The organism is Lysinibacillus sp. NPDC056959 (genome assembly GCF_042674095.1).
Taxonomy (GTDB): Bacteria; Bacillota; Bacilli; order Bacillales_A; family Planococcaceae; genus Lysinibacillus; species Lysinibacillus zambalensis.
Genome location: NZ_JBHURE010000004.1, coordinates 82,790 through 99,297, shown reverse-complemented (window position 1 = coordinate 99,297; position 16,508 = coordinate 82,790). Strand labels below are relative to the sequence as shown.

The 16,508-nt window shown below is 35.7% G+C and carries 16 protein-coding genes; 5 read left to right on the top strand and 11 right to left on the bottom strand.

All coding sequences use genetic code 11. The annotated features are described in order from the left end of the window. The first annotated feature begins 3 nt into the window (after nucleotides 1-3). Nucleotides 4-1,128 carry a Ger(x)C family spore germination protein gene (locus tag ACFTQ7_RS06680; protein ID WP_386827839.1) on the top strand — a complete coding sequence of 375 codons (1,125 nt, stop codon included), beginning with the start codon at nucleotides 4-6 and terminating at the stop codon, nucleotides 1,126-1,128. Between the two features lie 391 nt (nucleotides 1,129-1,519). Then, nucleotides 1,520-2,368: a hypothetical protein gene (locus ACFTQ7_RS06675; RefSeq protein ID WP_386827838.1), complete on the top strand. Its 849-nt coding sequence runs from the start codon at nucleotides 1,520-1,522 to the stop codon at nucleotides 2,366-2,368. Nucleotides 2,369-2,594: 226 nt separating this feature from the next. On the opposite strand, the gene ACFTQ7_RS06670 is transcribed toward ACFTQ7_RS06675, so the two are convergent. Together ACFTQ7_RS06670 and ACFTQ7_RS06665 are read right to left on the bottom strand one after the other, a co-directional pair. Beyond that, a complete protein-coding gene (locus ACFTQ7_RS06670) occupies nucleotides 2,595-3,146 on the bottom strand; it encodes a hypothetical protein (RefSeq protein ID WP_386827837.1) in 552 nt (183 codons plus the stop codon). A gap of 1,005 nt (nucleotides 3,147-4,151) precedes the next feature. Next, on the bottom strand, nucleotides 4,152-4,331 hold the full coding sequence (locus ACFTQ7_RS06665) for a hypothetical protein (RefSeq protein WP_386827836.1): 180 nt from the start codon (nucleotides 4,329-4,331) through the stop codon (nucleotides 4,152-4,154). Nucleotides 4,332-4,427: 96 nt separating this feature from the next. On the opposite strand from ACFTQ7_RS06665, the gene ACFTQ7_RS06660 reads away from it, so the two are divergent. Then, entirely contained in the window at nucleotides 4,428-4,979 is a 552-nt protein-coding gene (locus ACFTQ7_RS06660) for a GNAT family N-acetyltransferase (protein WP_386827835.1), read from the top strand. Nucleotides 4,980-5,031: 52 nt separating this feature from the next. Here the strand turns inward: ACFTQ7_RS06660 and ACFTQ7_RS06655 are convergent, their stop codons facing one another. Then, complete coding sequence (locus tag ACFTQ7_RS06655; RefSeq protein ID WP_386827834.1) at nucleotides 5,032-6,597, bottom strand: flotillin lipid rafts scaffold protein FloT; 1,566 nt, start codon at nucleotides 6,595-6,597, stop codon at nucleotides 5,032-5,034. Nucleotides 6,598-6,612: 15 nt separating this feature from the next. Then, on the bottom strand, nucleotides 6,613-7,143 hold the full coding sequence (locus ACFTQ7_RS06650; RefSeq protein WP_079559881.1) for an NfeD family membrane protein: 531 nt from the start codon (nucleotides 7,141-7,143) through the stop codon (nucleotides 6,613-6,615). 564 nt (nucleotides 7,144-7,707) lie between these two features. On the opposite strand from ACFTQ7_RS06650, the gene ACFTQ7_RS06645 reads away from it, so the two are divergent. Continuing rightward, a complete protein-coding gene (locus ACFTQ7_RS06645; protein WP_386827833.1) occupies nucleotides 7,708-8,787 on the top strand; it encodes a beta-propeller fold lactonase family protein in 1,080 nt (359 codons plus the stop codon). A 509-nt stretch (nucleotides 8,788-9,296) separates the two neighbouring features. On the opposite strand, the gene ACFTQ7_RS06640 is transcribed toward ACFTQ7_RS06645, so the two are convergent. The 5 genes from ACFTQ7_RS06640 to ACFTQ7_RS06620 form a co-directional block, all read right to left on the bottom strand. Then, nucleotides 9,297-10,031 (bottom strand): hypothetical protein, encoded by a 735-nt coding sequence (locus ACFTQ7_RS06640; protein WP_386827832.1) that lies wholly within the window; start codon nucleotides 10,029-10,031, stop codon nucleotides 9,297-9,299. Nucleotides 10,032-10,064: 33 nt separating this feature from the next. Further along, on the bottom strand, nucleotides 10,065-10,310 hold the full coding sequence (locus tag ACFTQ7_RS06635) for a hypothetical protein (RefSeq protein WP_386827831.1): 246 nt from the start codon (nucleotides 10,308-10,310) through the stop codon (nucleotides 10,065-10,067). A gap of 47 nt (nucleotides 10,311-10,357) precedes the next feature. Beyond that, complete coding sequence (locus tag ACFTQ7_RS06630) at nucleotides 10,358-11,149, bottom strand: GNAT family N-acetyltransferase (protein WP_386827830.1); 792 nt, start codon at nucleotides 11,147-11,149, stop codon at nucleotides 10,358-10,360. Continuing rightward, nucleotides 11,142-12,944 (bottom strand): ribosomal protection-like ABC-F family protein, encoded by a 1,803-nt coding sequence (abc-f, locus tag ACFTQ7_RS06625; protein ID WP_386827829.1) that lies wholly within the window; start codon nucleotides 12,942-12,944, stop codon nucleotides 11,142-11,144. The genes ACFTQ7_RS06630 and abc-f overlap by 8 nt, the downstream gene beginning before the upstream one ends. A gap of 103 nt (nucleotides 12,945-13,047) precedes the next feature. Next, nucleotides 13,048-13,188, bottom strand: a complete 141-nt coding sequence (locus tag ACFTQ7_RS06620) for an RAxF-45 family protein (protein ID WP_166672191.1) — start codon at nucleotides 13,186-13,188, stop codon at nucleotides 13,048-13,050. A gap of 282 nt (nucleotides 13,189-13,470) precedes the next feature. On the opposite strand from ACFTQ7_RS06620, the gene ACFTQ7_RS06615 reads away from it, so the two are divergent. Next, nucleotides 13,471-13,737 (top strand): hypothetical protein, encoded by a 267-nt coding sequence (locus ACFTQ7_RS06615; protein ID WP_386827828.1) that lies wholly within the window; start codon nucleotides 13,471-13,473, stop codon nucleotides 13,735-13,737. A 910-nt stretch (nucleotides 13,738-14,647) separates the two neighbouring features. Here the strand turns inward: ACFTQ7_RS06615 and ACFTQ7_RS06610 are convergent. After that, complete coding sequence (locus tag ACFTQ7_RS06610; protein ID WP_386827827.1) at nucleotides 14,648-15,133, bottom strand: YjdJ family protein; 486 nt, start codon at nucleotides 15,131-15,133, stop codon at nucleotides 14,648-14,650. Nucleotides 15,134-15,303: 170 nt separating this feature from the next. After that, nucleotides 15,304-16,332 carry an AbrB family transcriptional regulator gene (locus tag ACFTQ7_RS06605; RefSeq protein ID WP_386827826.1) on the bottom strand — a complete coding sequence of 343 codons (1,029 nt, stop codon included), beginning with the start codon at nucleotides 16,330-16,332 and terminating at the stop codon, nucleotides 15,304-15,306. Between the last annotated feature and the right edge of the window lie 176 nt (nucleotides 16,333-16,508).

The window sequence follows — 16,508 nt, the reverse complement described above, 5'->3', positions numbered from 1 at the left end:
TAAATGTCCCATTACTATACTTCCACATTTAAAATAACATTAATTTTTCCTTTATTATTTGTTCTAGGCGGTTGTTTAGGTACGAAGGAAATACAAAGTGAAGTTTATATTACCGCGCTTGGTATAGATTATTCTAATGATAAGTATCATTTATATTTTCAAGCTTTCGGATTTACTAATGTAGCGGGCTCAGATCCCAGCATTGCGTCTGAGCCTGCTCCAATTGTTGTTGGCCATGGAGAAGGTGAAACAATTCAGGGAGCAATCGATGATATAGAAAAGAATTCTGTGAACCCTTTGTATTATGGACATATACAAACTTTCTTTATTTCCAAAAATGTATTGGATGGTCATTTGGATGAATTTTTTGATTTTTTTAGTAGGGATTATTATTTACGTTACAATACTTTAGCTTATGGATTTGAAGATGATATTAAAGAGATAATGAATGTACATGGTCTTTTTTATAAACCACCAATATTAACATTTCCCTATGATCCAAATGAACAATTATTCTTTAATTCATTCATCTCAACCAGCACTGTACAAGACATGATTAAAAGATATTATGAGCCAGTTGGATCAATTATGGTTCCTTCCATAAAAATTAGTGAAGATTATTGGATGGAGGATAATAAATCTAAGAATATATTAAAAATAAGTGGTGCCTATTTTCTTTCACAACAAAATTTAAATGGGTGGCTAAACGAAGAAGAACTATCAGGGCTCGATTGGTTTAATAAGGATTTTAATAAAATGAAATTATCAATAAAGGATAAGTCTGTTTCTATGTTTATTGACAATATAGATTATCATATAGAAATTGAGGGTAATAAAATTCCTAAATATATTATAAATTTAGAAATAAAAGCTTCAATCAGAGAAAATCCAAAAAATATTGAAAAAGAAGCAATTGAAAATGATATTAAAAATATTATTTTATCACAGTTTCAAAGTACATTTAATAAAGGGTTGGACATAAACTCCGATATCTTCAATTTTTCAGAAAAGGCTTATCGTTTTAAGTCACAGTCATGGACTATAGATGAATTTAATTCCATTACCGATAATTCTATTCAGAAATTTAATATAAATGTTTTTATAAAGGATGAAGGAGCTAAAAAATAATAAGTTCATCTTGAAAGAGTTATTTATAGTGTAATTCTAATAAGAACAACAAATGAATTACTTCAGGCAGGCTATACAATTTAGGAAATTAAAGAAGCTTTTGATGAAGCGTTTAATAATGCTATACAATCAAAGACTAATGAGGAAACAGATAACTAATATTGGTTGTCTGTTTTTTTATGTACTTTCAGTGCTGGGATACCCGAACTATTACGAAACACAGAATGCGCGTTTCGTAATTATTGTTCGGGCTTTTCATTGGCTAAAATCCCCTTTTGCCCCAGCCTCATTAAATCTCCCCCGTTATTGCAAAAAATCAAAATGGATACAGAACGCTTCCTATGCTAAAATATTTATTTATACTTTATCAATACTTCCTAAGGAGAATGCAATGTTAAAAATCAAATATTTATCACTTATAACTTTTCCTACTGTTTTAATAGGTGCAATCATTATGCAAGTAAACGATATTCCAAAAAGTATCTGGTTACAAAATATTATCGTTACAATACTTTTCACCCTACTATCCTTCATAATGTTTAGAAAGAAAAAAATAAACTCTAATACAAAAACAAAACTCTATTTGCCGATTACTACAATTGTTCTTTTACTGTCATTGACCTTTTTTGACTCAGGTATAGAGAGCATTCACAGGTGGATTACATTAGGTCCAATTATTATAAATATATCTAGTGTTTTTTTACCTTTACTACTTATACTACTTGGTACATTTTCATCACAAAATCAATGGTGGTTTTCTTATATAATTGTTCTTACTATATCACTTTTACTAGTTTTACAACCAGATGCGTCAGCTGTTACTGCATTTGTAATATCGACTTTAGTTTTACTCATATGTAACATTAATAGACATATTATCCGCCTTGTTATGTTGCTTATTCCCTTAACTTTCGTTATTATTTCTTGGGTTTTTTTAGATGATCTAGCACCTGTCCCATATGTTGAAGATATCTTGTTTATGGCAAAGGATTTAGGAATAATCTGGTTTATCATTTCTTTAATTTCACTTTTAATTCTTATAATACCTTTCATTTTTTTCCCACCTAAAAAGAGAAAAATAACATCAATTAGTCTAGGTATATACTTTTTCACATTATTAGTAACAACATTTTTTGGAAACTTCCCTGTTATCCTAATGGGATACGGAATTTCCCCTATAATTGGTTACTTTATATCTATCAATTGGCTTATTCGAAGTAAGCAAGGAGATAAAAACTAATATTATATAATCAAATGCCTTTTCATAAGAAAGTTTCCTTTAATATTGCCTAATTAGAGCGTCCGAAAAATTCAGTTAGATAGAAATGTAATAAACCAATCGGTTAAGTGTAAGCCTACGCAAAACTTCAAACTCCCAAAAAAAGAATGAAAACACGCCTTTTTGGGGCGTGTTTTCTTTCTACTTCACAATCTCTTGAACATAGTGGTTCATGTTCTTTTTATTATTAACTTACTTTAACAATTCTTACAGATACATTTGGAATGCTTGCAAACTGAGAGTTATAAATATTTCCTCCTAGAGAATCCGCTGCAATTTCCAAAGTATTAACAAGATTAGGTGCTACAACAAGAAACCCCGAACTTAAAGTTTGAAACGTTCCAGATGCTACTTGAGGACTGACAACAGTGGCTCCAACAATAGGAGAACCATTAAGGAGAGCTCTAGTAGATACAAAATTAGCTGTTGGGGCTGATGATTTGGTAGTATATTCGACCCAATAAGTACCAGCTTCTATATTTATAACACTAGAACCTGGTGTATGTGTTATTCCTGGTGTCAATATTAGATTAGTATCTAATGGTATCCCTGTACCCTGAGGAATGAGTCCAGTTGTAGTGAAGTTTACTATAAAAGCATGGATGTTAGTAGCTAATGATTCAGGAGGTGGACAACACATAGAACAAGGAATTGCATGAAGTTTGAAATTTCTTTTTGGACAACACATAGAACAAGGAATTGCATGAAGTTTGTATTTTCTTTTGTTATTTAGGCTCATACACAAGTCAGACTCCTTTATCTTAATAGTACATTTTATGAGGAATAAGTTTTTTCTCCTGTATGTTTATCCATAACAATCGCGATAACATTTTTCAAAGTTTAACAGCCAAGCATGGACGCCGTTCGAAAGCTCGTAAAGAACCACAATTTTCATGAATGTTTTCGATATTGTTCTCTTTCGTTTTGCCACTAGCACGCACAACATCAAAGCTACGTTCTTCTAAAAATTTCTTCAAAAGCATCATGAATGTAATTAATTTTTGCTTTGCTCATTGCCACTCGTGCCTGCAATTTTCAGTTCTCTTTATTGACTGGCCCAAAGTGCAAATGCATGTCATTCTCTTTTCCGAACTCCTTACAGAAAAATTCGTAGCAACCTTAAAATAATCATCTGTTTTTTCTCGCCCCATTTTTCAGCTTGCTCTTGAGGGACCGTTAAAATATTGGAGTATATCACGACCGAATTCTTTTGTACTCTCGAACCACCCTCTTTTAATTCGTCCAATCGCTGCTTATACAAATTTTCCTCTGACTCTACTAGGTCATAATTATTTTTTGTACGCTCCAGATCAATGTCTTCATTTTATTTAAAGTGTTTGTTCTGCAAGAACCAACGGTATTTTAATAATTGGAGTGGAAAGTGGTGAAGCGATTACTGGAGTATTAGCACTATATAATGGTGTTTGTTCAGTTGATGATACGGGATAAGGGGGAAAGAGTTGGATCTGATTATCTAATTCATCACTCGAAAAAATTCCCTTTTCTCTTTATAGTAATAGAGAGGTCTCTATATAGCTAGAATATGTAGTAATCAAATAAAAGGCTTAGGAATAACTCCTAACCCCTTCAATTTCTCGTCAAATGTACCTCAAACCAAATTGATCCTATACTACTTTTGCACAGGTACGCACCATTCACATGCAGTTTGCTTATTTATATACAAGAAACCAACTGTTTTGAAACAAAGTTTGATCGTTGATTGTATCCTTTAAGAACTTCTCCGTTAGTATTTCTCAATTTTTATTGTTATTTTTTCTCCACTAATTGCTACGTTTTCTGTTTCCAAAACATTCTTAATTGAATCTTCAACTATTTGTTGAATCATCGTAACATCAACTTTCACATCCTTCGGTAAACCTACAGATACATCAATAATTCCTTTAACAAGACTACCACCTAACATTATTGCTATTGACTCACTATCAAGTTCCGTTTGTTCTGTAATAGATACTATTATTTTATCGCATGATGCTTTAAAATAATGAAGGGGGGAATAACATTGCAAATTACTATTAATCCAGAACTATCTTTACGTACTATCGAATTAGAAGATGCTCATGCTGTTTTTGCCTTAACAGATGCATCACGAGCATATTTACGTGAATGGTTGCCATGGTTAGATTTCACAAAAGAAATAACCAATACAACAGCATATATAGAGGGCTGTATTAAAGGACATGAAGCAAAAAGTAGCCTCTCTCTTGTTATCATTTTTCGAAGTGAAATTGTTGGCGTCGCTGGCTTCAACACGATAAATCATAGCAATAAAATCGCTGCTATTGGCTATTGGCTCAGCGAAGGAGCTCAAGGGCACGGTATTATGTCGCATACCGTACTGGCATTATTACAATATGCTTTTGAGGATTTACAGCTCAATAAGATCGAAATCCGTGCTGCTGTGGGCAACGCAAAAAGCCGTGCCATCCCTGAGCGCTTAGGCTTTACAAAAGAGGGAACGATTCGTGCGGCAGAATGGCTTTATGATCATTATGTCGACCATGTTGCTTACGGTATGCTCGCTAGTGAATGGAAACAAATGAAAGAAAAATAAAAACTTCTCAAAAATAGCCGCCCGATATTACAACTATCAGGCGGCTAAAATTTTATTTTTGTTCAACTGTTTCTTTTATTTCTTCTTGCGTTTCATGATCTGTAGTTTGCACTTGCTTTCCTAAGCCTACTGCTATTTGCTCTAATTCAGGACGTAATGAATGCTTCCCTGCGTAGCTTTCAATTAGTTCTTTAACGTCAATCCCTGAAGTTTCCTTCAACGATTCCTGTAATGTTGACATTAAATTAGTTGCGTAGGCAGTTACTTTATTGGCACCGCCACTTCCTTCCCCACCGCCAGTATCAACAACAGTAATCTTATCAATATTGCCAAGTGGACTCGCAAGCTCTTTCGCATATTCTGGCATCATACGTACAATCATATCAAGAACAGCTGCTTGACCATAGTATTCGAAGGCTTCCGCAATTTTACGTTTTGCCTCGGCTTCTGCTAGACCGCGAAGACGAATAATATCCGCATCTGTTTCCCCTTTTGCACGCTCAGCATCCGCTTTTGCAAGACCATCCAAACGAATTTTCTCTGCTTCGGCTTGTGCTAATGATTCAATACGGTATTTCTCCGCATCTGCCTGTGCTAGTTCACGCATTTTAGCCGCAACTGCATTTTGTTCGACAGCGTAACGATCAGCGTCAGCCTTTTTCTTAACTTCTGAATCATATTGCTTTTCACGACGTAAAATCTCTTTTTCCTCTAATTCAATTTGCTTTTGACGTTCAATAATGCGAATTTGCATTTCTTGTTCTGTTACTTCCTGTTTTGCACGAGCCGTTTCAAGTTCATATGCTTGGTCAGCACGTGCTTTAGCGATATCTTGCTCACGACGGAATTCTGCTACCTTTAATTGATTTTCTTTTTCTGCTTCTGCAATTTCAGTCGCACGTTCAAGTTCTGCCTTTTGTGCTTCTTTCGATGCTTCAGCACGCTTAATACGTGTTTCCTTTTCAGCATCTGCAGTAGCAATATCCGCATCACGTTTAACCTGTGCAATACGTGGCTTACCAAGCGATTCTAAGTAGCCATTTTTATCGCGTACATCTTTAATCGTAAAGGAAACGATTGTCAGACCCATCTTCGCCAAGTCATTAGATGCTACACGTTGTACTTCTTGAGAGAATTTATCACGGTTTTTATAAATTTCCTCCACCGTCATTGAACCTAAGATTGAACGTAAATGACCTTCTAACACTTCACGTGCCTCATTTTCACGCTCATCCTTTTGCTTCCCTAAAAACTGTTCTGCTGCCGTAGCAATTTCAGAAATAGAACCACCAATTTTAATGATTGCTGTTCCATCTGCCATAACCGGTACGCCTTGTTCCGTATACACTTCAGGTGTAGTCACATCAAGTTTACTAGATAATAGGCTTAACGGCTGTGCTTGTTGGAAAATCGGGAATACGAATGTACCGCCACCACGAATAATTTTTATACGATTTCCTGACTCATCTTTATGTACATTTTTTGAGCCAAGATAGCTACCTGTCACAATCAGTGCTTCATCAGGACCCGCTGTACGATACTTTGTCACATACAGTGCAACTAGTGCGATTAAAACAAAGGCTACAATCCCTAATACAATTAAAATCTCCATTGACATATAAATATCGCTCCTTTATAAAAATTTCTTATCATAAGATCTCACAAAAAGTGTTCCTTCCTTTACTTCTACAACAAGTACTGTCGTATCGTAATCGATAGCCTCATTGTCAAAACCTGTTGCTCGCTTCGAAATCATACCGCTAGTCGTTTCAATAACTACTTCTCCAAAACCGTCTGTCGGGATTGGGACAATGACCTTTCCTAACTGGCCACCAAGCGATTCTTCCGTATAAGCTAAAGAAACATCGGCCGATCGTAGCGGAACAAGAACGAATAAATAAAATAGTGCACTTAAAATAGCTCCGATGATACAAGCAGCAACAATGTTCCAAACGCTAGGGAAGAAGGCTAATTTTTCTAAAATAAACCCAGTTGCTGACATCAACGTAATGAAAGATAGAATGACACTTGGATTAAAAATCGGTAGCCCCTCTCCAATGCCCTCGACAGCATCACCAAAAAACATAATTAAAAGAGTTGCAAGACCCCCGAAAATTAATACCACTAAAAAGATCTGCTCGAGTGAATAGCCAAATAGCGTCAAGTTGTTCACCCCTTTTCATTGTATTACCTACTATACGGATGCAGCTTGTAAAAGGTTTCATAATTTTTTATATCTTCTTAATTTTGAATGGTAGATTGCGACATAGGTAACCTCTTATAGTATTAATGTTCTCTAGAAATAGAACCCTGTTACCATAAAAAGATAATGGCAATTAAGGTGATATCGCATATTCTTACTCATCATCAAAAGTTAGGATGCCTTTGCTAAAACATTACAATAATATTAGTTGATCTTCGTGCCCAACCTCGGTACTGTTGTTGCTGGCGGAACGAAAATGAACCCACGTTATGGTACTATCTCCCGATTTCTATTTACAAAAATAAAAGCATGTCACTGATTGACCTTTATTTAGAAGCTCCAATCAGCAGACATGCTTTTCTTATATTCTTGTACATTTAATGTGGTTAAAGAACCCTTCTAAGAATGCTCGGCAACTCATATGACCAACCATTCGACACAGAAATATTTGGTTTAGGTAAAACGTGCAAGCAATATAAATCTGTTTGCATATAGTGTCAATATATAATAGGAAGGGTGTGTATCGTGAGAAACGAACATAAAAATAATAAAACGTTCAGGTTCAAGTTTAAATCAAATCCAAGTTGTCATTGTCGTTGTTGTGGTTTTTGTTGCCCTTGTCGTTGTAAGCCACCATTTATACCAGAACCACCAATTCCTCCACCTTGTCATTTTTTAGTGTACGTTACAGACGCTGGTCAGTTAGCTACTCCTGATAATATGGTATCAGTAGTTGATACAGGTACAAATACGATAGTCGCTGACATTCCAGTAGGAACGGCTCCACTTGAAATAGCGATTACACCAAATGGAGCATTTGGTTATGTCCCAGCTCTCTTCTCGAATAATGTTACGGTTTTTAATACTGCAACAAATGCTGTAGTCACTACCATTCCATTGGCACCAGGATCTCAACCTCTTGGTGTAGCGGTTTCACCAGATGGAACACTTGTTTATGTATCAAATCATGGAGCTGGAGCTAACTCAGTATCTGTCATTAGTACAGCTACAAATGCCGTAATTACTACTATTCCAGTAGGGCTCCAACCTCAGGGCATAGCTTTTACTCCGGATAGTGCGTTCGCTTACGTTGCAAACGAAAACTCCAGTTCAGTATCCGTTATAAATACAGCTACAAATGCCGTGGTTGCTACTATCACTATGGGAATTGGTATTCGTCCAAGATCAATCGTTATTACACCGAACGGACAATTTGCTTACCTTACAAATGAAAATAGTGCCTCAGTATCTGTCATTAGTACTGCAACAAATACGGTAGTTGGTACAATTACTGTTGGAACAGGACCTGTTGGAACAGCAATTACGCCTGATGGAGCATTTGTTTACATTGTAAATAAAGGTAATAATACTGTATCTGTCATAGATACAATAACAAATTTAGTAATTGCTACAATCCCTGTAGGAGTATCTCCTGACCAAGTAACCATCTTGCCTGATGGAACACTTGCTTATGTCACAAATCAACTTGACAATACTGTGTCTGTCATAGATATTGAAACAAATACAGTAATCGATACAATTCCAGGGTTTAATGGTCCAACTGGCATAGATACAGGGAGAATCTGCCTAGTTTCGGAGCTCTAGAGTGTTATCAATTATACCTCGGCATAATTGCATCCGGAATAGATTTTAACTTCTTTCAGCGGGTGTTTGAACACCCGCTGAAAAGTAACTTAAATCCACATTCATCTCACCACTTATAGAGGCGGTAGACTTCTTTGCCTGTAGCTTCACGATCGGCACAAAAGACATTTGTAGCTGACGCTTTGCTTTCGCTACCTAAGACATCTGTAGCTGGCGCTACCAAAGACATTTGCTGAAAGAAGTTAAAACAAGCATCCCTAGTTCATCTGCTTAAAAGCAGACATACTTTCTATTGCCATTTGCGCAATTGAAGTATGTCTTTTTGATATTGTTATGTGTTTCACCTAGTGATTATCAGTTCCTTGCTGTTCACTGCCTTCTAAATAAATAGGTATTTCTTCTGAATCAACCCGACATATTTGACCTCACTATTGGAACTGGGGCTAAAAGTGGGGCTAGCTCATAGCTAACCCCACTTAAAACACATTATATAGACATTAACAAAGCCTTTAAGATTCTAATACATTTAAAATAGCATCAAGATCATTGACAGCAATATCCAGGCGTTCCTTTGCATCGATATTTTGCTGTTTTAATTGATTAAACTCTAGCAAATTTTTCTCATGCTTTAATTTGATAGACGACAAGCGTTCAATTCGTGATTCAACCTTTTCTATAGCTTGCTCACAAACTGTTGTCCATAGCTTTTCTGATTGCTGCATTTCAGTCGTTGATGGGTTGTGTTGACGCATAATTCGTGCATATACAGCTTCAATTTGTTCTATTAATTCTGAATAAAAATGTCGCTCAACACGAGTTGTTTGGAATGTTGGATGCTCTACCTCTTTTGCATATGGGGTAATTTGACGTAGTAGCTTCCCAGCATTTTCTCCAAAACCATGTGATAAATTCAAAACATTCATTAGCTGTAAAAGTAAACGAATTTCTTCTAGATTAATAAGCTGCGAATCGATGCTTTCCTTTAGCTTTAAGGATTCTATATAGCGTCGATCAAAGTGCTCAATTTCACCGTTGCGTTGCTCTACTAAATGATCACTTGCATTGTCTTTTAAGCTTTTAATATAGCGAATGGCGTGGCTTTTTAGCTCTTCCATCGACAGCAAATTGTCATTGTCTTGTTGTGGCTTTCCTCGTTGAACATACGCAAATGCATCCATTTTTTGGGGCCATTGTACTGCTGAGGTTTCTTCTGAGACATTATAGCGTATATAAATTCCGTGCATTCCATATCCTCCAAGTCCATTAAACAAGTATCTCTAAAGACAATAAATCGAATACGCTATTTTTTCAAGTAAAAAACTTTTAAAGATTAAAAATCCGTCTTTTGAACAATTACCAGAAAATTCCGAGTAGTCGTTACTGTTCAGGATTTCAATATTTATTAAACGGGCGATTTCCCCACTATATCCTTTACAAGCTGTTCTTACACGGTATGAGACATATTCTACGACTAAAATAAGCACAACTAAAAGTGGCTCTTGCCTTGCACCACAAATAGACATTCCTAATCACCCAAGATAGATGCTAGCATTTTTATTTTTCATCCTAATTAAGCATCTTGTCGTATTTGATGAATGCTTTTTCCTTCAGTAAAGGCATGAATCGATTTTAATTTACCTATTGATTTGAAATTTGCCTTGTCATAGACCTTTGCAACCTGCTCATTGATTGGCAAGATCCAGAGATATTCTAATCCCTGTTTTACCGACTCTTGCTGAATGTGTTGCAGAATATATACAATCAATCCTCGTCCTCGGTAACTTTCAATCGTCGCCACACTCTCAATTCTTCCTTGATTCCCTGAGATAAAAATATTGGCAGTACAGCAAGCTTTACCATCCACTCTTAATAAATAATACGTAAAATGCGGAGAATGATAGGTTTTCTCAAAAGCTTGTTTGATTAATTCAGGCTCCCCAAATGTAGCAATACTCATTTCTACGGCTAATGCTTCCTCCATATTGGCATCTGTTACACGTTCAATTTGAATGGCTGGATTATGAGATAATTGCACGTATTCACCATTCCAACACTGTACATCATCTGTAAAACTTTCATAATGAAAGCCATAATTCTCTAATGCTTCTATACACGACTGATTTTCCTCCACGTTGTATAAATACAATCTTGGGATAAGCGATTTTGACTGATAGAAGTCTTTTATGTTCTTTAAAAGTATATTTGGCTCGACAACCTTCCTCCAAATGTGTGCATGATTGGCGTCGTAATAGGTTGGCATTTCCTTATTATAAAATAATACTCCTTCATTACATGTTTCTATCTCACTAAAACTTTTAATATAATCAATATCTAGCTGCATGATGTGTTCAATTTTATGCATGCTCTGTTCCTCCCTCAATCCAACTTTCATATAAATCCTCTAACTGCTGTTCAAGCTTTTGAAGTTGCTCCTTTGCTAGTGTCGGCTCCTTTAATTTCATTTCAAGCTTTTCAATTTGTTCTTCAATGGGTATTTCTTTTTTAGTCGCGTAGATCTTTTCAGGAGCTTCTTTTATAACTGGTTCATTTACTATTTCTAAGCGGCGTTTTTGTCTTGCCCATTCATAATCCCCTTCAAACACTTGAATCGTATCATGCTCAATCCATGCAACTTTTGTAAAAATCTTTTGTAAAAAGTAGCGGTCATGCGAAACTCCAATAATAGTCCCTTCAAAGGATTCCAATGTATCCTCCAATACCTCTCTTGCTTCAATGTCTAAATGGTTGGTCGGCTCATCCAGTATTAATAAATTAATATCCTCATGCATTAACTGCGCTAGACGTAAGCGCATTTTTTCTCCACCACTTAAATCCTTCACTTTTTTAAAGACGTCATAACCATAAAATAAAAACTGAGCAAGAATATGGCGTGCTTCAGCCTCTGACACAGAGACGCTCTCACGGAAGGCATCTATTAAACGAATGGCAGGGTTTTCATGCTCAAACTGTTGCGATAAGTAGCCAATTTTAACACTACTGCCGACATGGCAAACACCTTCATTTGGTTCTACTTCACCTAGCATCATTTTTAATAACGTTGATTTCCCACTGCCATTGCCACCCACAATCGCCAGTCGTTCTTCGAAGTAAACCGATAAATCACTTTCCTTAAATAATGGTTTTTCAAATGCATGGCTAATGCCCTTCATTTGTACAACCTCTTTACCACTACGCTCAGCCATTGTTAAAGCTAAATTCATTTTCTTTTTCGTTGTAGGCTTCTTCACACGCTCTATACGGGCTAGTGCTTTTTCCATACTTTTGGCGCGTCGATGCAGCCCTGCATTTGGCGGATTCGCTTCATTTGCCCATTGCTTTAAACGCTTTATTGTTTCCTGCATTTTTTTAATTTTCTTTTGCTGTTCTTCGTATTCAGCAAACTGCTGTTCAACCTTTGCTTCTTTTTGCGCTACAAATGCATCGTAATTACCGATATACGTAAATGCCTCTCCATCCTCAATCTCAATTATTTTGTGAGCCATCTGATTCATAAATTGACGATCATGTGATACTACAATAACTATTCCCACAAAGTTTCGGACATAATTTTCTAGCCATTCAATTGCCTGCATATCTAAATGGTTAGTCGGTTCATCTAATAGCAAAATAGAAGGATTGCTTAACAAGATTTGCCCAAGCATCACCTTTGTTTTCTCCCCACCGCTTAACCTACTAAAAGACTGCTCAAGTAATGGTGTAATACCTAGGCCATTTGCAATCATGGCTAATTGCGCATCCATTTCATAGCCACCCTGCAGCATAAACTGTTCCTGCACATGACCATATTGCTGGAGTACCTTATCTGTTACCGCTGACAGCATCTCTTGCTCCAGTTTTGTCATGTGTGCCTTCAATGCATATATTTCCGCAAATGCCTCCTCCAGTACTGCTCTTACTGAGTACGTAGGATAATGTGGAATTTGATGTAAATACCCAACTGTTGCTTCCTTGCTTTTTATGATTCGACCCTTATCCGGTGTATCCGAACCAGCTAGTAACTGTAATAAAGTCGTTTTTCCACTGCCATTCACGCCAACAACGGCAACATGCTCCCCTGTATTAACTTCTACTTGAAGTCCTTCAAATAAAACATTTCCACCAATAATTTTTTGTATTTGTTCAGCCTTAATTTGCATCGTTTTCTCCTCCAAAGAAACGTGCGAAAAACATCTCTAGACACAAAAAAGACTGCTCGATTAACAAGCAGTCTTTTTCTCATTAGTTTGTGAAAAAGAATGGTTAATTCGCTACGTTTGATATTTGATTTTGCTTAAAAATGGACAGACCTATCCCGTTGTTCGCAAAATCGAAAGTAATCACACGTGCAAAATACATAGCTGTATCTACTTTTACACATGTCTTCGTAGCGTTTTTATTCATTCCTTTTCACCTCCGTTCATAATAGTTAACTTTATAATACCATAATTCCGATAAATTGGAAAAGAAAAAATTTTCAGAGGTTAAGACAGTTGTTTCAAATGTGTTCTTTATAAAAAAACACATAAAAAATCATCATTTAATAAAGATGAAATTATTATCATTTTTATAACAATGAAAACAAAAAACGATAGTAACTTTAATAAAACATACTTTGAATTAAATTATTAGTTCAGATAAGGAAAGAGGTGTTTAGTTATAATTTATTTTCTCTTAGGAGGAGTATTGGCATCTTTATTCATTGTATTAGGATGTATCCAACCGGTTAGAAAAAAGGGGTATTTAGTTCTCTTCATCGGTTTAGCAATTAATGCATTTATTGCTCCAATTTCATTCGCTTTTGGCGTTATGGCAACAGATGACCCCAGCGCGGGATTACTTGATTTAATTCTAGGCTTTTTATTTATTCAATCCATTCCATTACTAATACTTTTTATATGTGTTGTAGTAACTTTTATAATGAAAGGTGTCAATCAAACCATTTATAAATGAGTTTGAAATAAAAGCGATTCTCACAGCTACTACGCAAGAATTAGCGAGTAGCGCAAGCACACGAAACTTATTATCAGTAAAAAACACAGAAGCTATGCCAGGATAGTATTCATACTATTATATAGCGTTGCCTAATAAATAGTAATTTTCATATCATAATAATAGATAAATGATATATAATGAAAATTCTTTGAATTATTAATTTAAATATACATATTTTAACAGCAGAGGTGTTTAGATATTTCAGAAATTCTCGTATTCGGATTGGCATTTTTAATTGTAGTTGTAATTATTATATCGGTTGGAAAGAAGAGTTTCTCATTTTTCTTCATCGGTATCGCTTTAGCAATTAATGTAGTTGTTGCTCCACTTTCATTTTTTATTGGCCTTATGGCAACAGATGACCCCAATGGAGGGTTCCTTGCATTTATTAAAGGCTTTTTATTTATTCAATCCAAACCATTACTAATACTTTTTATAAGTGTTTTAGTAAGTTTTATAATAAAACGATATGTAAAGCAAAAAACTTCTAAATAAGTTTGGATGAATAGCGATTTTCACTGCTAAAATACAAGAATAAGCGAGTAGCGTAAGTACACTAAAACATAGTGCTAGTGAAATGCGGAAACTATGCAGATTAGTATTCATGCTAGCTGATCAAACAAAATAACACGTGCTGAAGTGAAGGTAAAGGCTTTCCAGCTAGAAAGATTGTTCATTAGGTAATATCTAATGGGCAATCTTTTTTTATCCGTCATACCCCTTATGACGGTATTTCTTTTAAGGCTATCGATACTGCTATGCCTCATTACTTACACAAAATGCTTTTAACACGATCATATCCTCATTTTGTTCAATATTAAATTGAGTAGCTATAAGATTGAACAAATGCGAGCACTAGTACAAATACTTATGTACTAGTGCTCGCACGCAAACATTGTATTTTTTTCTTGTACCATAAACTTATTGTATTACATATAAAAATTAATGCACCGACAGCTGTAATCCAAAAGAATATATCCCCTCCACTGGTTGTAGAGTTAAGAAATATACCACTACTAACAATACCTACACAACTTATTATTCCTGACAAGATAATGGCTAATTGACGATATAGTTGGAAAATGAAAAAAATAAGAACTGCAAAAATATAAATAACACTTACGGTCATAATAGTCGGGAAAAATGGTTGAAATTTAGCCGCATAGACAAAATAATCAAGCTGGCTAATATCCCGACCAGTGTTTATCTCAATATTAAACAACTGAGAAAATGGTGTTGAATACTTCCATTCCAGTGAATCGTCTATGATCTCACTTCCCTCATACCAAGAAATAGCTGTTGACATCAATAAAGTCAAAAACCCAAGAATTAGTTGTATAACATATTTAAACAATTTTCCCCATTCCCCCCTTTGGAGTTAAGACGTTACGATAAGTTTTGAAGTTCAAAAACATCAAACTAAGGAATTTTTTCACAATAACCGAACTATGAAATCCAGACAATCTACAGTATGTAATATTTTTAATTTTTCACTTAAAAAATCGGTGAAGTCCACCTACATTTCTAGGTTTTTACTTTTTTTACAAACATTTTCACAAACGGTACGAGGAAAACGGATACGACCAGCACTCGGAACAGCTGAAATGCGGTGACGATCGTGACATTTGCATGCACAGAAGCCGCGATAATCCCCATTTGATCAAGCCCGCCTGGTACGATACTTAAAAAGCCTGTCTTAAAATCAAGGCTGTATATACTTTTCATAATAAATGTTAAGCCATAGGCTGCGCCAATAAAGATACCTGCCGATACAAATGCGTAAAATACATGCTTCTTCGATAAATGTAAATCGTCTTTTTTCAATAAAAGTCCGATGTAAATACCAAGCATTAGTTGAGCAATATGAAGTAGTGACAATGGCAATTTCGGCACGTCGATCCCTGCTATATTGATACCCATTAATAAAAACACCGGGCCAAGCATATAGCCTGTCGGAATTTTTGCGTTTTGCGCTAGCCAACCTGCTACTCCACAGACAGCAAGTAATCCTATTAAGCTCCATGAATACGCTCCGTTGACAACTACAGCAGTTCCCCCAGCGCCTGACACCATTAATGGCACAAAGCCGACGATTATAAGAACCCTTAATATTTGGAAAAACGTAATCACGACCATATCCATGTCCCCTTGCTCCTCGGCAAAGGCAACAACCTGGGACATGCCACCAGGTACACAGCAAGTCAACGCGGTCGCAAAATCTAAATCCGCACGTTTGGCCACTATATAACTAACAACAAAAAACAGTGCGATAAATAATACGTTTAAAACAATCATACTTCCTATAAATTGTTTAATATCCTGCACGGCTTCTGGAGTAAACGAAAAACCAATGGAATAGCCCGCAACAATTAAGCCAAAATTACGGAAATATTTATGCCATTTTAACTGTACTTTCGTCGATAACTGTATAGTTAGCACTGCTGCTATTGCTCCAAGTAACCACGGCATTGGAATATGTAATAAATTAAATAAAATCGCACCTGTTAATCCAATACATAAAGTAATAAACATGTGCTTGTCAAAAATAAACATAGAAGCAACCCCTCGTGACTGTATAATTCTATTATGCCGTGAACTTGCCTACTTTTCTACTTCATCACTTTTTTGCAAAGTCATATATCGTTCAAATTGAACCTGTTATCGATAAAATTTAACCTCTTATCCAAGATTTTCTCCAAGCCAAAATTTTCTATGCTACATTATTATTA